The sequence below is a fragment of the Rhodoferax sp. WC2427 genome (assembly GCF_040822085.1).
Lineage (GTDB): Bacteria > Pseudomonadota > Gammaproteobacteria > Burkholderiales > Burkholderiaceae_C > Rhodoferax_B.
Map to the genome: position 1 here is coordinate 2,573,834 of NZ_CP162006.1, position 17,682 is coordinate 2,591,515.

The following is a 17,682-nucleotide window of genomic DNA, read 5'->3' on the forward strand; positions in this document are numbered from 1 at the left end:
GTTGCAGCGGCAAATTTACAAGCCGTTTAGGCCTCCAGCGCCCTATCAATGAGCGTGGGCAGCTATTGTAATCGTAGCAATTCCAGCAGGATCAACTAGGCAGCCGGTAGTCTTTCAGCATCTCGCGCAGCCGCATTTTCTGCATCTTGCCGGTGGCGCCCAGCGGGATGGCGTCGACAAACACCACGTCGTCGGGCACCTGCCATTTGGCGATTTTGCCCTCGTAAAAGGCCAGCAGCTCGGCCGCGCTGAGCTCTGCGCCGGGCTTTTTCACCACCACCACGATGGGCCGCTCGTCCCACTTGGGGTGGGGCACGCCGATGCAGGCGGCCATGGCCACCGCGGGGTGGGCCACGGCGATGTTTTCTACCGCGATGGAGCTGATCCACTCGCCGCCGGACTTGATCACGTCCTTGCTGCGGTCGGTGATCTGCAGGTAGCCGTCGGCGTCGATGGTGGCCACGTCGCCGGTGGGAAACCAGCCGTCCACCAGTGGGCTGGGGTCAGTGCTGCGGTAGTAGTCGGCCACGATCCACGGGCCCTGCACCAGCAGGTCACCGGCCGACTGGCCGTCGTGCGGCAGCGGCTGGCCGTCGGCGTCCACCACCTTCATGTCGACGCCATACACCGCCCGGCCCTGCTTCAGGCGCATCGCCAGTTGCTCTTCTTTGGGTAGCCGCAGGTGCTTGTTCTTCAGGGTGCACAGGGTGCCCAGGGGCGACAGCTCGGTCATGCCCCAGGCGTGGATCACCTCCACGCCGTAGTCGTGCTGGAAGGCCCGGACCATGGCCGGTGGGCAGGCCGAGCCGCCAATCACCGTGCGCTGCAGGCTGCCAAAGCGCAGGCCTGCGGGCTGCATGTGGCCTAGCAGCATCTGCCACACGGTGGGCACACCGGCGGCAAAAGTCACCTTTTCCGACTCGATCAGGTTGTAGACCGAGGGGCCGTCCATGGCCGGGCCGGGCAATACCAGCTTGCAGCCGGTGAGCGCCGCGCTGTACGGAATGCCCCAGGCGTTGACGTGGAACATGGGCACCACGGCCAGCACCGCGTCGCGGGCGCTGAGGTCCATGGCATCGGGCAAGGCCGCGGCGTAGGCGTGCAAGGTGGTGGAGCGGTGGCTGTATAGCACGCCCTTGGGGTCGCCGGTGGTGCCGCTGGTATAGCACAGGCTGGAGGCGGTGTTTTCGTCAAACGTGGGCCATGCGTAGGTGCTGGAGGCCGTGGCAATCCAGGCCTCGTAACTCACCAAACCGGGGATGCCGGTGTCGGCGGGCAGCTGGTCGGCATCGCACAGCATCACCCAGTGCTGCACCGTGGGGCATTGGGCGTGGATGGCCTGCACCAGCGGCAGGAAGGTGGCATCGAAACACAGCACCCGGTCTTCGGCGTGCTGGGTGATCCAGGCGACTTGCGCCGGGTGCAGGCGCGGGTTGATGGTGTGCAGCACCCGCCCCGAGCCGCTCACGCCATAGTACAGCTCCAGGTGGCGGTAGCCGTTCCAGGCCAGCGTGGCCACGCGGTCGCTGAAAGCCAGGCCCCAGCCGTCCAGCGCGTTGGCGATCTGCCGGGCGCGGGCGGCCACGGCGCGGTAACTGGTGCGGTGGATGTCGCCCTCGACCCGGCGCGAGACGATTTCGCCGTCACCGTGGTGCCGGTCGGCGAAGGCGATCAGGGTAGAGATCAATAGGGGTTGGTTTTGCATCAGGCCCAGCATCGGCGGTCTCCTTGGATTGAACGGCCAGTATTGCCCAATGCAAGGGGCCTGCACCCCGGTGTTGACCCGCAGGCTGTCGCCCAGGCGGCAAGGCCCTGCATGCAGTACGCCCTATGGATCTGCGGGACAATCCGTGCCTATGACTATTGCCGCAGAGACCGCCACCGCACTCGACCTGGGCCTGGCCTGGCGCAACCGCTTCGCCACCCTGGGGAGCAGCTTCTACACCGCCCTCCCTCCCACGCCCCTGCCTGCGCCCTACTGGGTGGGCCACAGCCTGGCGGTGGCGCGCGAACTGGGGCTGGACCCGGCCTGGTTGACCTCCGAAGATGGTGCACAGGCCTTCACCGGCAACACCGCCATCGGTGGCACCCAAACCCTGGCCAGCGTCTACAGCGGCCACCAGTTTGGCCAATGGGCCGGGCAGCTGGGCGACGGGCGGGCGATTTTGCTGGGCGAAGTGGTGGCACCCAACGGCCAGGGGCTGGAAGTGCAGTTCAAAGGCGCAGGCCGCACGCCCTACTCGCGCATGGGCGACGGCCGGGCGGTACTGCGCTCCAGCATCCGCGAATTCTTGTGCAGCGAGGCCATGTACGGCCTGGGGATTGCGACCTCGCGGGCGCTGTGCGTGACCGGGTCGGACGCGCCGATTCGCCGCGAAACCATAGAGACCGCCGCCGTGGTGACCCGCGTGGCGCCCAGCTTCATCCGCTTTGGGCACTTTGAACACTTTGCGGCGCGCAACCAGATCGAGCCGCTGCGGCAACTGGCCGACTTTGTGATCGAGCACTACTACCCCGCCTGCCGCGATGCCGCCAACCCCTACGCCGCCCTGCTGCAGGCGGTGACCGAACGCACCGCCGAGCTGATCGCCCAGTGGCAGGCTGTGGGCTTTTGCCACGGGGTGATGAACACCGACAACATGAGCATCCTGGGCCTGACGCTGGACTACGGCCCGTTCCAGTTTCTGGACGGCTATGACCCCGGCCACATCTGCAACCACAGCGACGACCATGGCCGCTACGCCTATGACCAGCAGCCCAACATCGGCAACTGGAACCTGTTTTGCCTGGGCCAGGCCCTGCTGCCGCTGATCGGCGCGCAAGAGCCCGCCCTGGCCGCGCTGGAAACCTACAAAACCGTCTTCCCCGCCGCTCTGGCCCGCCGCATGCGCGCCAAGCTGGGGCTGGTGGATGCCCAGCCGGGCGACGAGGCGCTGGCCAACGGCATTTTGGCGCTGCTGGCCCAGGAACATGTGGACTTCACCATCTTCTGGCGCACCCTGAGCCACTGGGTCGCCCAAACGCCGGGCCACCCGCCCAGCGCCGTGCGCGACCTGTGGGTAGACCGCGATGCCGCCGACGCATGGCTACTACAATATTCAGAGCGGCTTGCGCCGGTGGATAGAGCGCAGGCGGCCGATTTGATGCTCAAGACCAACCCCAAGTTTGTGCTGCGCAACCACCTGGGCGAAGAAGCCATCCGCCGCGCGAACCAAAAGGACTATTCCGGAGTCCACACCTTGTTGGCCCTGCTGGAAACCCCGTTTGACGAACATCCGGGGCATGAACACTACGCCGACTTCCCGCCCGACTGGGCTTCTTCTATTGCGATCAGCTGCTCATCATGACCCACAAAATTGAAAAAACCGACGCCGAATGGAAAGCCCTGCTGGCCGAGAAAGGTGCGGAGCCCGTAGCCTTCCAGGTCACCCGCCATGCGGCCACCGAGCGCCCCCACACCGGCAAGTACGACCAGAACTGGGCCGCGGGCGAGTACCGCTGCATCTGCTGCGGCAACAAGTTGTTCGACTCGGCTACCAAGTTCGACGCAGGCTGCGGCTGGCCCAGCTTCTCGCAAGAGGCCGCGCCGGGCGCGATCGAAGAGATCACCGACGTCAGCCACGGCATGCGCCGCGTGGAAACCGTGTGTGCCGACTGCGGCGCGCACCTGGGCCATGTGTTCGACGACGGCCCCTCGCCTACCGGGCTGCGATACTGCATGAATTCCGCATCGTTGGATTTCAAACCCAAGTAACCGTTTCTGTTCATGAAAATTCTGCTCGACTTTTTACCCATCCTGCTGTTTGTCGCCGCGTACAAATTCACCAGCATCTACATCGCCACCGGCGTGCTGATGGTGGCCACCGTGGCGCAGATGGGGGTGACCTACGCCATCGACAAAAAGCTCACCACCATGCACAAGATGACCTTGGGCATGGTGCTGGGCTTTGGTGCGCTCACGCTGGTGTTGCAGGACGAAAACTTCATCAAATGGAAGCCCACCGTGCTCTACATTGCCATGGCGCTGGCCATGTGCGTGGCCATGTGGGTGATGAAGAAGAACTACCTCAAGCTGATGCTGGGCAGCCAGCTGGACCTGCCCGACCCGGTGTGGATGCGCCTGAACGTGGCCTGGATGCTGTACTGCCTGTTCATGGCGGCGGTCAACGGCTACGTGGCCGCCTACTACACGACCGACCAGTGGATCAATTTCAAGATCTGGGGCTATGTGTTTCCGCTGGTCTTCATGGGCGGGCAAGGCTGGTACATCTCGCGCTACCTGGGGCCGGAGGAGCCCGAGGTAGCCACGACCGACGCGGCCGAAACCGACAAGACCATATGAACATCACCGCCGACAACCTCGCGCTGCGCCTGCGTGAAAAGCTGGGCCCCACCGAGCTCGAAGTGCTGGACGAAAGCGCCGACCATGCCGGCCACGCCGGCTCCAACGGCAGCGCGTTTGGCACGCATTTTCGGGTGCGGATTGCTTCACCTTTGTTTACGGGCAAGCCCCGCGTGGCGCGCCATCGCCTTGTGTATGATGCGCTGCAAGAATTCATTGACCAGGGCGTTCACGCCATCGCGATTGAAGTCCTCTAGCCGTCTTATTTTCTGAGCCGACCCCTCCCGGCCGCTCGCAACCCCCTCCTAGGAATCGCATGAAAAAAACACTGTTATCCACTATGGTCGCCGCTGCTTTGCTGGGTAGCCTGGCCCTGTCGGCCTCCGCGCAAAACATCGCCATCGTCAACGGCAAGGCCGTGCCCAAGACGCGCATCGACGCCCTGGTGCAGCAAGTCACGCAGTCCGGTCGCCCGGTCACGCCGGAAATTGAAGGCCAGATCAAGGAAGAAGTCATTGCCCGCGAAATCTTCATGCAGGAAGCGCAAAAGCGCGGCCTGGAAGCCAGCGACAGTTTCAAGCTGCAAATGGACCTGGCCCGCCAGACCCTGCTGATCCGCGAACTGTTTGCCGACTACCAAAAGGCCAACCCGGTCACCGATGCCGACATGCAAGCCGAGTACGACAAGTTCGTGGCAGCCAACGGCGGCAAGGAATACAAGGCCAGCCACATCCTGGTGGCCACCGAAGCCGAAGCCAAGGCCATCATTGCCCAGCTCAAGAAAGGCGGCAACTTCGCGGCCATCGCCAAGAAATCCAGCACCGACAAGGGTTCGGGCGCCAAGGGCGGTGACCTGGACTGGGCCAACCCCAGCAGCTACGTGAAAGAGTTCACCGAAGGCCTGCTGAAGCTGAAAAAAGGCCAGACCACCGACACCGCCGTGAAGAGCCAGTTCGGCTACCACATCATCCGCCTGGACGACGAGCGCCAAGCCCAGTTGCCCAAGTTTGAAGAAGTGAAGCCCGAAATCGCCAAGCAGATGTCGCAGCAAAAGCTGGTGGAATTCCAGCAAAGCCTGCGCGCCGCCGCCAAGGTGGAATAAGCCTCTGCGCACCTCTAAAAGCGGCTTCGGCCGCTTTTTTTACGCCCGGGCCCAGGCGAAGGCGCTTACCAGACCGATCAGCACCGGCTGGTGCAGCAGGTAGTACGGCAGACTCCAGCGGCCCAGCCAGGCCAGCGGGCGCGGCGCCGCGCCTTGCAGGCACTGCGGATAGCGCTGGAGCAGCCAGAACCCGGCGGCCATGCCCCACCACAGCACGCCCAGCCAGGGGAAGATGGGCACGTAGTCTTCGGTGATGGGTTTCTGGGTGATCCAGCCCAGCCAATTGACGTATTTCTGGTTAAAAAAAGTGGCACTGGCGCTCATGGATAGAGCGTAAGCAGCTATAAATTTAGAAGCAATGGCCAAGGCGCCCATGGGCCACAGCCAGCCACCGCAGCGGGCGGTGAGCCGGGCCACCAGCAGCATCGCCGCCATGCCATGCAGCACGCCAAAGTAGATCCAGCTGTTCGGGAACATGAAGGCCGACCCGGCCGACACCAGCAGCGCGGCCCCCGCCACCTGCGCCCAGCGCCGCCAAAACCGTGGCCAGCCCACCGCCTGCCGGGCCGCCACCGCCTGGCCCAGCCCGGCGCAGAACAGGAACAGGCTGACGATGGCCACCCGCTGCCAGGTCCAGAACGGATCGGCGTAGAAGTTTTGCGCCCACAAGCCCGCGTGGGCCAGGTCGAAGCTGAAGTGGAAGGCCGTCATCCACACCACGGCCACGCCCCGCAGGGCGTCGACGCGGTCGAACCGGGCCTTCAAGTCTTTCAACCTTGCGCGGCGACCCGGTCGGCCTTGCTTTGCAGCTTGTTCAGCGCGCTCAGGTAGGCCTTGGCCGAGGCGACCACGATATCGGGATCGGAGCCGGTGCCGTTGACCACCCGGCCGCTGTTTTGCAGCCGCACGGTGACTTCGCCCTGGCTCTCGGTGGAGCCGCTGATGGCGTTGACCGAGTACAGCACCATTTCGGCACCGCTTTGCACATGCATCTCAATGGCCTTGAGCGACGCATCCACCGGGCCGTTGCCGTCGGATTCGCCCTTGACCTCTTTGCCGTTGACGGTAAACACCACGCTGGCCTGCGGGCGTTCGCCGGTTTCGCTGTGCTGCGACAGCGACACAAAACCGTACTGCTCGTTGTCGTGGGCCACGCTTTCGTCGCTGACCAGGGCCAGGATGTCTTCGTCAAAAATCTCGCTCTTGCGGTCGGCCAGCTCCTTGAAGCGGGCGAAGGCGGCGTTGATGTCGGACTCGCTCTCCATGCTCACGCCCAGGTCTTGCAGGCGCTGCTTGAAGGCGTTGCGACCACTGAGCTTGCCCAGCACGATCTTGTTGTGGCTCCAGCCCACGTCTTCGGCGCGCATGATTTCGTAGGTGTCGCGGGCCTTGAGCACGCCGTCCTGGTGGATGCCCGAAGCGTGGGCAAACGCGTTCGCGCCCACGACTGCCTTGTTGGGCTGCACCACAAAACCGGTGGTCTGGCTGACCATGCGGCTGGTGGCCAGGATGTGCTTGGTGTCGATGCCCAGGTCCAGGCCGAAGTAGTCGCGCCGGGTTTTCACCGCCATGACGATTTCTTCCAGCGAGCAGTTGCCCGCGCGTTCGCCCAGGCCGTTGATGGTGCACTCCACCTGGCGTGCGCCGCCGATCTTCACGCCGGCCAGCGAATTGGCCACCGCCATGCCGAGGTCGTTGTGGCAATGCACCGACCAGATGGCCTTGTCGCTGTTGGGCACGCGTTCGCGCAGGGTCTTGATGAAGTTGCCGTACAGCTCGGGGATGGCGTAGCCCACGGTGTCGGGCACATTGATGGTGGTGGCGCCCTCGGCAATCACGGCCTCGATGACGCGGCACAGAAAGTCCATGTCGCTGCGGTAGCCGTCTTCGGGGCTGAACTCCACGTCCGCCACCAGGTTACGGGCAAAGCGCACCGCCTGCTTGGCCTGCTCGAACACCTGGTCGGGTGTCATGCGCAGCTTTTTCTCCATGTGCAGCGGCGAGGTGGCGATGAAGGTGTGGATACGGCCGTGGGCCGCGTCTTTCAGGGCTTCGGCAGCCCGGGAAATGTCGCGGTCATTGGCGCGCGACAGGCCACAGATGGTGGCGTCCTTGATGGCGCGGGCAATCGCCTGCACGCACTCAAAGTCTCCCACCGAGCTGGCCGGAAACCCTGCCTCGATCACGTCCACCTTAAGGCGCTCCAGCTGGCGGGCGATGCGCAGCTTTTCGTCGCGGGTCATGCTGGCGCCGGGCGACTGCTCGCCGTCACGCAAGGTGGTGTCAAAAATGATGAGTTTGTCGGTCATGGGGTGCTCCTGTGGGAATTATTTTTCAGACGGTGGCCGCTTCGGCACGGGTGGTATTTTCACGGTTTTTGGCACGCTGCAAGCCGCTGAGGATGGCTTTGAGCGAGGCGGACACGATGTTCGCGTCCATGCCCACGCCAAACACGGTGTGCTGCTCGTCAATGCGCAGTTCCAGATAGGCCACGGCCTGGGCGTTGGCCCCGGCACCCAAGGCATGCTCGTGGTAGTCCAGCACGCGGACCTGGGTGGTGCCGGTGGCGTTGAGGTGGTTCACAAAGGCATCGATGGGGCCCACGCCGTGCCCGGCGGCCGGAACTGCCGGTGCGGCGATGGTCGCGGTGCCGTATTCGCGCTCGAACAGGGTCCACAAATTCTGGGCGGTGAGTTCCTTGCCGTCGGTGTCCATCACGGCCTGCACGATCTGGCTGAACTCGATCTGCAAGCGGCGCGGCAACTCCAGGCCGTATTCGCTCTCCAGCAAATAGGCAATACCGCCCTTGCCCGACTGGCTGTTGACGCGGATCACGGCCTCATAGCTGCGGCCCAGATCCTTGGGGTCGATGGGCAGGTAGGGAATGGCCCAGACCGCGTTGTCGTCGCTGCGGATGGCAAAGGCCTTCTTGATCGCGTCCTGGTGCGTGCCCGAGAACGAGGTGTAGACCAGCTCGCCCACATACGGGTGGCGCGGGTGCACCGGCAACTGGTTGCAGTGCTCCACCATGCTGCGGATGTCGTCGATCTGCGAGAAATCCAGCCCCGGCGACACGCCCTGGGTGTAGAGGTTCAGCGCAATGTTGACGATATCCACATTTCCGGTGCGCTCGCCGTTGCCAAACAGGCAGCCTTCCACGCGCTGGGCTCCGGCCATCATGGCCAATTCGGCCGCCGCCACGCCCGTGCCCCGGTCGTTGTGCGGGTGCACCGACAGCACGATGCTGCCCCGCCGTGCCAAATTACGGTGCATCCACTCGATCATGTCGGCAAACACGTTGGGGGTGGAGTGCTCTACCGTGGTGGGCAGGTTGATGATGCAGGGCTGCGCCGGGGTGGGCTGCCAGACATCGGTGACCGCATCGATCACGCGCTTGGAAAATGCCAGTTCTGTGCCCGAAAAATGCTCTGGCGAATACTGGAAGGTCCAGTGCGTGGCGGGTTGCTGGCGCGCCAAATCCTGGATCAGGCGGGCGTGGTGGGTAGCCAAACCTACGATCTGGTCTTCGTCCATGCCCAGCACCACTTCACGCATCAACCGCGAGGTGGCGTTGTACATGTGCACGATGGCTTTTTTGCTGCCGACCAGGGCCTGCATGGTGCGGCGGATCAGCGGCTCCTTGGCCGGGGTCATGACCTGGATGGTCACGTCGTCGGGCACCATGTGGTCGTCGATCAGGCGGCGCACAAAGTCGAATTCGATCTGCGAAGCGGCCGGAAAGCCGACTTCAATTTCCTTGAAACCGATCTGCACCAGGTGCTTGAACATGCGCAGCTTGCGCTCCATGTCCATGGGCTCGATCAGCGCCTGGTTGCCGTCGCGCAGGTCGGTGCTGAGCCAGGTGGGCGCCTGGGCCAGCACGGCATCGGGCCAGGTGCGGTCGGTCAAGCGGATGGGGGCAAACGCGGGGTACTTGCTGGCGGGGTGTTGCAACATGGTCATTTCTTTCAAGGTTTTCCAAAACCAGCAACCCCATGAAAAACGGCCCGTTGCTGGTGCATACGGGCCGTTGTGACGGGTGATGACGCTTTAAGTCGCGTGCGCTACCGTCTCCGCCCGAAGGGGATCAGTAGTAGCGCTAGAGAAATAAAGTTCATAACCGTGGATTCTAGCCTTGTTTTTTATTTGTGCAGGCCGCGCTCATCGGGTTCGTCCTTTGAGGTGCTGATCACGCTGGTCTGCACGCCCTTGAACTTGCGCCAGGCGTACACGCCATAGCCGCTGAAGCCATACACCACAAACGCCGCAAACAGCACGATGGGTGGGTGGATGGTGATCACGGCCAGGCCCAGGGCGATCAGCACGATCACCACAAACGGCACGCTCTTTTTCATCTGCACGTCCTTGAAGCTGTAGAACGGCGCGTTGGTCACCATGCTCAGGCCCGCGTACAGCGCCAGCGCAAACATCACCCACGACACATCGGTGGGCGGCACCTCCAGGTCGTTCATCAGCCAGATGAAGCCCGCAATCAGCGCTGCGGCAGCGGGCGAAGGCAGGCCCTGGAAGTAGCGTTTATCCACCACCGTGGTGTTCACATTGAAGCGCGCCAGCCGCAGGGCCGCGCAGGCGCAGTGCACAAAGGCGGCAATCCAGCCCCAGCGGCCCAGGCCCTTGAGGGTCCACATGTAGGCAATCAGCGCCGGGGCCGCGCCGAACGACACCATGTCGGACAGCGAATCCATCTGCTCGCCAAAGGCGCTCTGGGTGTTGGTCATGCGGGCCACGCGGCCATCCAGGCTGTCGAGCACCATGGCGCAAAACACGCCGATGGCGGCCTGGTCGAAGCGCCCGTTCACGGCCATCACGATGGCATAGAAGCCGCCAAACAAGGCCGCCAGGGTGAACAGGTTGGGCAGGATGTAGATGCCCTTGCGGCGCTTGCGCACCAGCACTTCGGGGTTGGCGCGGGTGCTGGAATGAAGGCTCGGATCGTTGCCGTGTTGCATGGCGGTTGCCTGTCAAAAATAGAAAGTTGCGCGGTGCGCGCTGGGGGAGATGGGCCCGATAGGCCGGCGTCAAGCAAGTACTGCACGCCGGGCCCATGGCACCAGCGGAATGCGGCCAAGTGTAAGCCAGTCAACCCGCCCTGTCGGCCTTTAGCGCAGCACCACGGGCACCTGGGCTACGCCGGGTGTGTCGCGCGTGAGGCGGAAGGTGTGCACCATCTGCGTCAGTTTGCCCGCCTGGTCTTGCAGGCTGTCGGCGGCGGCCGCGCCCTCCTCCACCAGGGCCGCGTTTTGCTGGGTTACGGCATCCAGTTGCTCCATCGAGTAGCTCACCAGGCCGATGCGCTGGCTTTGTTCTTCCGATGCCGAGGTGATTTCGCCCATGATGTCGGACACCCGCTGCACCGACTGCACCAGCTCCTGGATGGTTTGGCCCGCATGGTTGGCCAGGCTGTTGCCCGCCTGCACCCGCTCCACGCTGCTGCCGATCAACGCCTTGATTTCCCGCGCCGCCGTGGCCGAGCGCACGGCCAGGTTGCGCACCTCACTGGCCACCACCGCAAAGCCCCGCCCCTGCTCGCCCGCCCGCGCCGCTTCCACGGCCGCATTCAGCGCCAGGATGTTGGTCTGGAAAGCGATGCCGTCGATCACGCCGATGATGTCGGCGATCGTCTTCGAGCTGGCACTGATCTCGTCCATGGTGCGCGCCACCTGCAGCACCACCTCGCCGCCGCGCCGCGCCACTTCCGAGGCCGATGCGGCCAGGGTGTTGGCCTGGCGGGCCGCACCGGCGCTCTGGCTGACGGTGCCGGTCAGCTCGGACAGCGCGGTGGCCGCGCCTTGCAGATTGGTGGCGGCCTGCTCGGTGCGCTGGCTCAGGTCCAGGTTACCGGAAGCCACCTCGGCACTGGCCACCTGGATGGACTCTGCCGTCTGCCCGATCTCGCCCACGATGGCGCGCAGCCGGTCCTGCATGGCGGCAATGGCCTCCAGCAGGCGGCCGGTTTCGTCATGGACACGCACCTCGACCTGCGACGTCAAGTCGCCCCGCGCAATGCGCTCGGCCACCACCACCGCCCGGCCCAGCGGCTGGGTGATGCCGGCCGTGATGCGCCAGGCAATCAGGCCCCCCAGGCCCAGCGCCAGCAGCACCAGCAGGCCGCCGGTAAAGCGCGCCTGGCTTTGGGTTTGCTCGGCCTGCGCCGTGGTGTCCTTGTTCAGGGTGTTCTGCAGCTCGATCAGCGCGGCCAGCTTGGCGCGCCAAAGCGTTTCGCCCGGGTCCACCCGGTTCATCAGGCCGATGGTGGCGGCCACGGTGTCGCCGTCGGTGGCGGACTGGATGGCACTGGTCAGCTCGGGCCGGGTTGCGCGGCCGATGTCGGCAATCTCCTGCAGCAGCTTGCGTTCGGCGGGGGTGGTGTCGGCGGCGGTGAACAGCGTGGTCAGAGCGGCTTCGCGCTCGCCGTACTGCACCAGGGTCTGCTGGAGCTGCTTGACCAGCTCGGCCGACCTTTTGGCATCGATTTCATTGAGCATGGCCGCCGACCGGCTCTGGATGCCCAGGGTGCTGACGCTTTCCAGCATGCTGTTGACCAGCCGGGTCTTGGTGGCGTTGGTGCCGGTGATCTGGCGCAGCTGCTCGTGCACCCGGCCCGCCGAGATCTGGCCCACTGCGGCGACAGCAATCACCAGGACCAGCATGCAGCCAAAACCCAGACCCAGGCGGCTGGAGATGGATAAAGAGGTGGGTCTAGAGGGGGTTTGCATGGGATTTTGCCCGTGGAAAAACTGTATCAAAAAGTGACAAGCATACGGGATACCGGTAAACCTTGAAGCAAGGACGTAGAAATGCCCCGCACACACTCCCATTCAAATAGACCGCAACAACGCCGTTCAGTCGAAACAGTCCGCTTCTCTTTTGATAGTCAAAAATAGGAGCAGCGTGTGCTCTTCTGGCAGGCACAAACTACCATTTTGAGCACCTAAAAATGGCCCTAATTTTCGGTAAGTAGCGGCTCCCCGTGCACGAAGGCCACCACGGTTTGCAGTACGGGGGCCAGCCAGTCCAAAGGCCGGGCCAGGGCGGCGATGGTGGTGACGTGGCCGATGTGGTCGAAGATACGCACGTCCACCGCGGTGCCCGCGGCGCGCAGCTTGGTGGCCAGGCCGAGGGTGTTGCGCTGGGTGTTGACCACCGAGTCGCTGCGCCCTGCCAGCAGCAAGGTGCGGGGGGCGGTGGTGCCGGCGTAAAACAGGGGCTGGGAGTTGGCCGGGGTCTGCGGCCAGCCGAAGGCGACCTGCACCTCGGGGTCGCCAATGGGCAAAAAGTCGTAAGGCCCGGCCAGGCCGATCCAGCCCGCCAAACGGCTGGGTGCCAGGCCCAGAGGCGCCAGCCAGCGCGGGTCCAGCGCCAGCATGGCGGCGTTGTAGGCCCCGGCAGAGTGGCCCATCACCAAGACGCGGGCCGGGTCGCCGCCCAGGCGCTCGGCGTGCAGCAAGGTCCACTGCAGGGCCAGCGCGCAATCGGCCAGCAGCCCGTCATAGCGCACCTGCGGGCTCAGCCGGTAGTCGGCCACCACGGCGATGATGCCGTTGGCGGCCAGGGCCTCGCCCACAAAGCGGTAGTCCGCCCGTTCGCCGCGCGTCCAGTTGCCGCCATAGAAGAACAGCACGACAGGGGCACCGCCGGGCACGCTGGCGGTGGCGGGCTGGTACACGTCCAGCAGATGCCGTGGGTCGGGGCCGTAGGCTACGCCGGTGGGGCCGTGGTAGGTGTCGTGGGGGACCAGGCGGTCCAGCCAGTGGGCACCCGAGCAGCCGCAGACCATCGCGGCCACCGCGGAGCCCACGCCCAGGAGGCCGAGGCGGCGGGATATGGGACGAGAACCAGGGAAAAGATCAGGCATGCAGGCAGTACGCGACAAACCGGGATTTGGATTCACCGGCCGGCAGCCGCGCGGCGCTGCCACAGGCGCACCACCAGGTAGCCCGTGAGCAACACATTGCTGGCCAGCACCAGGGCGGTCATGGCGGATGGGTGGTGCCACAGGTGCTCCAGCTCAAACGGGATATACAGGCCGCCCGACAGCGCCGCCAGCAGCTCGCCCCAGGTCTTGTCGAACCACAGGCCATAGGCCTCCACCAGCCGCAGCGCCACGTAGCACCCGCCCAGCAGCACCAAGGTTTGCAGGTCGGCGCCCGGCAGCAGCTCGGCGTAGTGCAGCAGCAGCGACGGGTAGTGCGCGTCCGGGTTCAGGCCAAAGCGGCCGATCAGCTCGATGGCCAGGTGCCGCACGTCGTGGTGCACCAGGTCCAGCAGGCCCAGCAGGGCGGCCAGGGCGGCAAAGCCTTTCAGGGCCTCGAACACCGCGATGGCGTGCAGGGCCTGGCGACCGCCGGGCTGGGTAGGCATCAGGCCAGGGCTTGCGCGAAGTCGGCCAGCAGGTCGGCGGCATCTTCCAGGCCCACCGACAGGCGGATCAGCCCGTCGGCAATGCCCATTTGCGCACGCACCTCGGCCCCGGCCTCCCAGAAGATGGTGGGGGCCACGGGGATGATCAGCGTGCGGGTGTCGGCCAGGCCGGTGGCCTTGACGGGAATCTGCAGGCGGTTGATGAAGGCCAGGCAGGCGTCCGTATCGGCCAGCTCGAACGACAGCAGCCACGACCCGGCGCTGAAATGCGCCTTGGCCCGGGCGTGCTGCGGATGCGATTCGAGCATCGGGTAGTGCACCTTGACCACCGCCGGGTGGGCTTGCAGAAACTGCGCCAAGGCCATGGCGGTGGCGCTGCTATGCCCCACGCGCAGGGCCAGGGTTTCGGCACCCAGGGCGATCTGGTGGGCGTGCTCGCTCATCATCGACGCGCCCATGTCGCGCAGGCCTTTTTTGCGGATCTGCTGCAGGCCCCACTGGCGCGGGTCGCCCTTGCGGTAGTTGGCAAAAATGGCCGGGTAGCTGCTCCAGTCGAACAGGCCGGTGTCGGTGACCGCCCCGCCCATGGCGCTGCCATGGCCCGCGATGGTCTTGGTCAAGGCGTTGACCACCAGGCTGGCGCCCACCGACTTGGGCTGGAACAGCACCGGCGAGGTGATGGTGTTGTCCACCACGTAGACCAGGCCGTGCAGCTTGCACACCGCGTCAATGCCCAGAAAGTCGGGGATCTGCGTGCCGGGGTTGGCAATGGTTTCCACAAACACCATGCGGGTGTTGGGCTGCACCGCGGCGGCCACGGCGGCGGCATCGGTGGCATCGACCGTGGTGACTTCGATCCCCAGGCTGCGCAGGGTGCCGAAGACGCTGTTGGTGTTGCCAAAGACGTAGCGGCTGGCCACCAGGTGGTCGCCCGCACGCAGCAGGGTCAAGAAGATGCCGCAGATCGCGCCCATGCCGGTGGCAAAGCAGATGCTGCCCAGGCCGTCTTCCATCTTGGTGATCTTGGCTTCCAGCGCCGCCGTGGTGGGCGTGCCCTGGCGGGCGTAGTTGTAGGCGCCCTTGAGCGTGCCCTGGAACACGCCGATCAAATCTTCAACCTTGTCAAACCCGTACTGCACCGAGGTGTGCACGGGCATGTGCACCGCGCCGTGTTCGACCCCGAAGGCCCGGTCGCCGTGGATGATGGTGGTGGTAAATCCTTGCGTAGCCATGCTCTTCCCTAAAGTAACTTTGGCCCCAATTAGAGCATTCCATGCGCCCGCCATCCTGTCGCAACGGGATGTTACGATTTAGTGCTACGTCCGGCCTAAATCGGCCCGCACCCTTTTCTCTACCAACCCGAGACACCCCCATGTTGCAATCTATCGAAGCCCGTACCGGCAACGCCGTCGGCGCCCAATGGCCTGAATCCACCCAGGCCGACATCGACCGCGTAGTGGCCGCCGCCGCTGCCGCATCCGATGCCTTTGCCGCCACCTCGGCCGCCCAGCGCGCCAGCCTGTTGCGCGCCCTGTCCGCCGCCCTGGAGGCCGAGCGCGCCACCCTGGTGGCCCTGGCCGACCGCGAAACCGGCCTGGGCCTGCCCCGGCTGAATGGCGAACTCGACCGCACCACCTTCCAGCTGCGTGGCTTTGCCGACGTGCTGGACGCGGGCACGGTGCACGCCTATGTGGACGATGCCGCCGTGGCCGGCCCGCCGCCCGCAGGCCGCCCGCACCTGGCCCGCGTACGCGTGCCGGTCGGTCCGGTGGCGATGTTCTCGGCCAGCAACTTCCCGTTTGCCTTCTCGGTCCTCGGCGGCGATACCGCTGCCGCCCTGGCTGCCGGTTGCCCGGTGGTCGTCAAGGGCCACCCTGCGCACCCCGAGCTGTCGCGCCAGACCGCCGCATTGGCGCAACGCGTGGTGGCCGAACAGGGCCTGGATGCAGGGGTGTTCGGCTTTGTGCAAGGTGGCTCCATCGAAGTGGGCGTGCAGCTGGTGCAGGCCCCGGCCATCGCCGCCGTGGCCTTTACCGGCTCGTTCAAGGGCGGCACTGCGCTGGCCAAGATCGCCGGTGACCGCCCCCGCCCCATCCCGTTCTACGGCGAACTCGGCTCGGTCAACCCGCTGGTGGTCTTGCCCGCCGCCGCCGCCAAAAACGGCCCCGAGCTGGCCGCCACCCTGGCCGGGTCCATCTGCCAGGGCGCAGGCCAGTTCTGCACCAGCCCCGGCATCGTGCTGGTGCACAAGGATGCCGCTTCCGACGCGTTCATCGCCGCCTTTGCCGCCGCCCTGCAGGCCTTGCAGCCGCACGCCATGCTGTCATCCGCCATCCGCTCCACCTTCGACAAGGGCGTGGCCCGCTGGCGCGCCGATGCGGCCCTGACGCCGCTGGTGGCCGACGTGTCCGAAGCCGTCACTCCCCGCCCCTTCCTGGCCGAGGTGCAGGCCGCCGACTTCATCGCCAGCCACGCGCTGCACGAAGAGGTGTTTGGCTCCGCCGCCCTGGTGGTGCGCGTGGCCTCGGTAGAAGAAACCATCGCCGTGCTGCGCGCCATCGGCGGCACGCTGACCGTCACGCTGTGGGGGGCCGAGGTGGAAGACGCGTCCACCCGCAGCCTGGTCCGCGCCGCCACCCAGGTGGCCGGCCGCGTGCTGTTTGCGGGCGTGCCCACCGGCGTGGCCGTGACCGGTGCGCAGCACCACGGCGGCCCGTTCCCGGCCTCCACCCAGCCCTTCACCACCTCGGTGGGGTATGCGGCGGTAGACCGCTTTCTGCGTCCCGTGGCTTTGCAGGACGCACCGGCCTGGCTGGTGGAGCGCAAGGGCGTACCCTGCTGAGCCCTTCGCTATTGAGTTTATAGCTGTTCATGCTGATGGCATAAGCGCTAGCGGCCTGAAAAGCATGTAAACCGAAGATGTAAACAAACTGCCTGACGTTCCGGCCTGGGGGTAAGATATTTGCCGCACCCGGCCTGCCGGGTGGCATGCATTGCCACGGGGAACGTCATGGCCGACATCTTCCTGAGCTACAACGAAAAGGACCGCCCACGGGTGCGCCAACTGGCGCAGGCCCTGGAACGCGCGGGCTGGTCCGTCTGGTGGGACCGCCGCGTGCCTGCGGGCCTGACCTGGCGCAGCCTGCTGGAGCAGGAGCTGCAAAACATGCGCTGCATGCTGGTGCTGTGGTCGAACAACTCCGTTAAAAGCGAATGGGTCTGCGAAGAAGCCACCGAAGGGCGGCTGCTGGGGCGGCTGATCCCGGTATTCCTGGAGCGCGTGCGCCCGCCCGCCGGGTTCCGCGAGGTGCAGGCCGCCGACCTGGTGGACTGGGACGGCACCAGCGACACCATTGGCCTGCAGCAACTGCTGGACGACATTGCCCACAAGTTGGGCAACCCCGCCGTGCAGCCGCCAGACCCGGCGCTCCGCGTGGCGGCGCAAGCGCCCCCGCCACCCCAGCCCACGCCCACCCTCTGGAATCCGTGGAAACAGGGGGCATGGATGGCCGCACTGCTGCTGGTGGCCGTGGGCATCTACCTGGGCGTGGGTGCCGTGAAGCACCGCGAGGCCGTTGTCCCGATGGCAGACCCGCCCGCCGCCAGCACGCCCAGTGCCGCCGTGGTGGCCGAGCCGCCCACCTTTGGCATGCCCACCACCCTCCCCAACATGGCCCCCGCCACACCCGCGCCGGTGGTCATCGCCGCCACACCCCCCGCAAAACTACCGCCTGTAACGGCTGCCGCTCCGGCCAAACGCACGCTGCCGGCCCGCTGCAACGCCATCCACGATCGCCAGGGTCTGGGCGAAACCCCGTCGGCGGCAGACCAGGCCTTTTTGAACAAGGAGTGCTAG

Annotated in this window: 16 protein-coding genes; 7 read left to right on the plus strand and 9 right to left on the minus strand. The window is 65.5% G+C overall.

Going from position 1 to position 17,682, the window contains the following annotated elements:
* Positions 1-91 precede the first annotated feature (91 nt).
* Positions 92-1,717, minus strand: a complete 1,626-nt coding sequence (locus AB3G31_RS12115) for a 3-(methylthio)propionyl-CoA ligase (protein WP_367846338.1) — start codon at positions 1,715-1,717, stop codon at positions 92-94.
* Positions 1,718-1,856: 139 nt separating this feature from the next.
* Here AB3G31_RS12115 and AB3G31_RS12120 point away from each other — a divergent pair, with 139 nt between their 5' ends.
* The 5 genes from AB3G31_RS12120 to AB3G31_RS12140 are packed head-to-tail and all read left to right on the plus strand — an operon-like array spanning position 1,857 to position 5,444.
* Positions 1,857-3,347, plus strand: coding sequence for a YdiU family protein (locus AB3G31_RS12120; protein WP_367846339.1), 1,491 nt, complete (start codon positions 1,857-1,859; stop codon positions 3,345-3,347).
* Positions 3,344-3,754 (plus strand): peptide-methionine (R)-S-oxide reductase MsrB, encoded by a 411-nt coding sequence (gene msrB, locus AB3G31_RS12125; RefSeq protein ID WP_367846340.1) that lies wholly within the window; start codon positions 3,344-3,346, stop codon positions 3,752-3,754. The genes AB3G31_RS12120 and msrB overlap by 4 nt, the downstream gene beginning before the upstream one ends.
* 12 nt (positions 3,755-3,766) lie before the next feature.
* On the plus strand, positions 3,767-4,342 hold the full coding sequence (locus tag AB3G31_RS12130; RefSeq protein ID WP_367846341.1) for a septation protein A: 576 nt from the start codon (positions 3,767-3,769) through the stop codon (positions 4,340-4,342).
* Positions 4,339-4,599: a BolA family protein gene (locus AB3G31_RS12135; RefSeq protein ID WP_367846342.1), complete on the plus strand. Its 261-nt coding sequence runs from the start codon at positions 4,339-4,341 to the stop codon at positions 4,597-4,599. The genes AB3G31_RS12130 and AB3G31_RS12135 overlap by 4 nt, the downstream gene beginning before the upstream one ends.
* Positions 4,600-4,658: 59 nt before the next feature.
* Complete coding sequence (locus AB3G31_RS12140; protein ID WP_367846343.1) at positions 4,659-5,444, plus strand: peptidylprolyl isomerase; 786 nt, start codon at positions 4,659-4,661, stop codon at positions 5,442-5,444.
* Positions 5,445-5,483: 39 nt separating this feature from the next.
* Here the strand turns inward: AB3G31_RS12140 and AB3G31_RS12145 are convergent, their stop codons facing one another.
* From AB3G31_RS12145 to AB3G31_RS12180, 8 genes are all read right to left on the minus strand, one after another.
* Entirely contained in the window at positions 5,484-6,155 is a 672-nt protein-coding gene (locus AB3G31_RS12145; protein WP_367850338.1) for a heparan-alpha-glucosaminide N-acetyltransferase, read from the minus strand.
* A gap of 59 nt (positions 6,156-6,214) precedes the next feature.
* Positions 6,215-7,753: a 2-isopropylmalate synthase gene (locus AB3G31_RS12150; RefSeq protein WP_367846344.1), complete on the minus strand. Its 1,539-nt coding sequence runs from the start codon at positions 7,751-7,753 to the stop codon at positions 6,215-6,217.
* A gap of 25 nt (positions 7,754-7,778) precedes the next feature.
* The gene (locus tag AB3G31_RS12155; RefSeq protein WP_367846345.1) at positions 7,779-9,401 is read right to left on the minus strand and encodes a 2-isopropylmalate synthase; all 1,623 of its coding nucleotides are present in this window, start codon (positions 9,399-9,401) and stop codon (positions 7,779-7,781) included.
* A 185-nt stretch (positions 9,402-9,586) separates the two neighbouring features.
* Complete coding sequence (gene pssA / locus AB3G31_RS12160; RefSeq protein ID WP_367846346.1) at positions 9,587-10,414, minus strand: CDP-diacylglycerol--serine O-phosphatidyltransferase; 828 nt, start codon at positions 10,412-10,414, stop codon at positions 9,587-9,589.
* 150 nt (positions 10,415-10,564) lie between these two features.
* On the minus strand, positions 10,565-12,181 hold the full coding sequence (locus AB3G31_RS12165) for a methyl-accepting chemotaxis protein (protein ID WP_367846347.1): 1,617 nt from the start codon (positions 12,179-12,181) through the stop codon (positions 10,565-10,567).
* 227 nt (positions 12,182-12,408) lie between these two features.
* Complete coding sequence (locus tag AB3G31_RS12170) at positions 12,409-13,320, minus strand: alpha/beta hydrolase (protein WP_367846348.1); 912 nt, start codon at positions 13,318-13,320, stop codon at positions 12,409-12,411.
* Positions 13,321-13,352: 32 nt separating this feature from the next.
* Positions 13,353-13,826, minus strand: coding sequence for a DUF2127 domain-containing protein (locus AB3G31_RS12175; RefSeq protein WP_367846349.1), 474 nt, complete (start codon positions 13,824-13,826; stop codon positions 13,353-13,355).
* On the minus strand, positions 13,826-15,058 hold the full coding sequence (locus AB3G31_RS12180) for a cystathionine gamma-synthase family protein (protein WP_367846350.1): 1,233 nt from the start codon (positions 15,056-15,058) through the stop codon (positions 13,826-13,828). Before AB3G31_RS12180 ends, AB3G31_RS12175 begins: the two co-directional genes overlap by 1 nt.
* Positions 15,059-15,198: 140 nt before the next feature.
* Here AB3G31_RS12180 and AB3G31_RS12185 point away from each other — a divergent pair, with 140 nt between their 5' ends.
* Both AB3G31_RS12185 and AB3G31_RS12190 read left to right on the plus strand, forming a co-directional pair.
* The gene (locus AB3G31_RS12185; RefSeq protein ID WP_367846351.1) at positions 15,199-16,668 is read left to right on the plus strand and encodes an aldehyde dehydrogenase (NADP(+)); all 1,470 of its coding nucleotides are present in this window, start codon (positions 15,199-15,201) and stop codon (positions 16,666-16,668) included.
* A gap of 168 nt (positions 16,669-16,836) precedes the next feature.
* Positions 16,837-17,682, plus strand: coding sequence for a TIR domain-containing protein (locus AB3G31_RS12190; RefSeq protein WP_367846352.1), 846 nt, complete (start codon positions 16,837-16,839; stop codon positions 17,680-17,682).

Bases quoted from the DNA above. Each gene is read 5' to 3' on its own strand.
- AB3G31_RS12135 (WP_367846342.1), top strand. From the start codon at position 4,339: ATGAACATCACCGCCGACAACCTCGCGCTGCGCCTGCGTGAAAAGCTG.
- AB3G31_RS12120 (WP_367846339.1), top strand. From the start codon at position 1,857: ATGACTATTGCCGCAGAGACCGCCACCGCACTCGACCTGGGCCTGGCC.
- AB3G31_RS12185 (WP_367846351.1), top strand. From the start codon at position 15,199: ATGTTGCAATCTATCGAAGCCCGTACCGGCAACGCCGTCGGCGCCCAA.
- AB3G31_RS12155 (WP_367846345.1), bottom strand. From the start codon at position 9,401: ATGTTGCAACACCCCGCCAGCAAGTACCCCGCGTTTGCCCCCATCCGC.
- AB3G31_RS12115 (WP_367846338.1), bottom strand. From the start codon at position 1,717: ATGCTGGGCCTGATGCAAAACCAACCCCTATTGATCTCTACCCTGATC.
- AB3G31_RS12165 (WP_367846347.1), bottom strand. From the start codon at position 12,181: ATGCAAACCCCCTCTAGACCCACCTCTTTATCCATCTCCAGCCGCCTG.
- AB3G31_RS12170 (WP_367846348.1), bottom strand. From the start codon at position 13,320: ATGCCTGATCTTTTCCCTGGTTCTCGTCCCATATCCCGCCGCCTCGGC.
- msrB (WP_367846340.1), top strand. From the start codon at position 3,344: ATGACCCACAAAATTGAAAAAACCGACGCCGAATGGAAAGCCCTGCTG.
- AB3G31_RS12180 (WP_367846350.1), bottom strand. From the start codon at position 15,058: ATGGCTACGCAAGGATTTACCACCACCATCATCCACGGCGACCGGGCC.
- AB3G31_RS12130 (WP_367846341.1), top strand. From the start codon at position 3,767: ATGAAAATTCTGCTCGACTTTTTACCCATCCTGCTGTTTGTCGCCGCG.
- AB3G31_RS12175 (WP_367846349.1), bottom strand. From the start codon at position 13,826: ATGCCTACCCAGCCCGGCGGTCGCCAGGCCCTGCACGCCATCGCGGTG.
- AB3G31_RS12140 (WP_367846343.1), top strand. From the start codon at position 4,659: ATGAAAAAAACACTGTTATCCACTATGGTCGCCGCTGCTTTGCTGGGT.
- pssA (WP_367846346.1), bottom strand. From the start codon at position 10,414: ATGCAACACGGCAACGATCCGAGCCTTCATTCCAGCACCCGCGCCAAC.
- AB3G31_RS12150 (WP_367846344.1), bottom strand. From the start codon at position 7,753: ATGACCGACAAACTCATCATTTTTGACACCACCTTGCGTGACGGCGAG.
- AB3G31_RS12190 (WP_367846352.1), top strand. From the start codon at position 16,837: ATGGCCGACATCTTCCTGAGCTACAACGAAAAGGACCGCCCACGGGTG.
- AB3G31_RS12145 (WP_367850338.1), bottom strand. From the start codon at position 6,155: ATGACGGCCTTCCACTTCAGCTTCGACCTGGCCCACGCGGGCTTGTGG.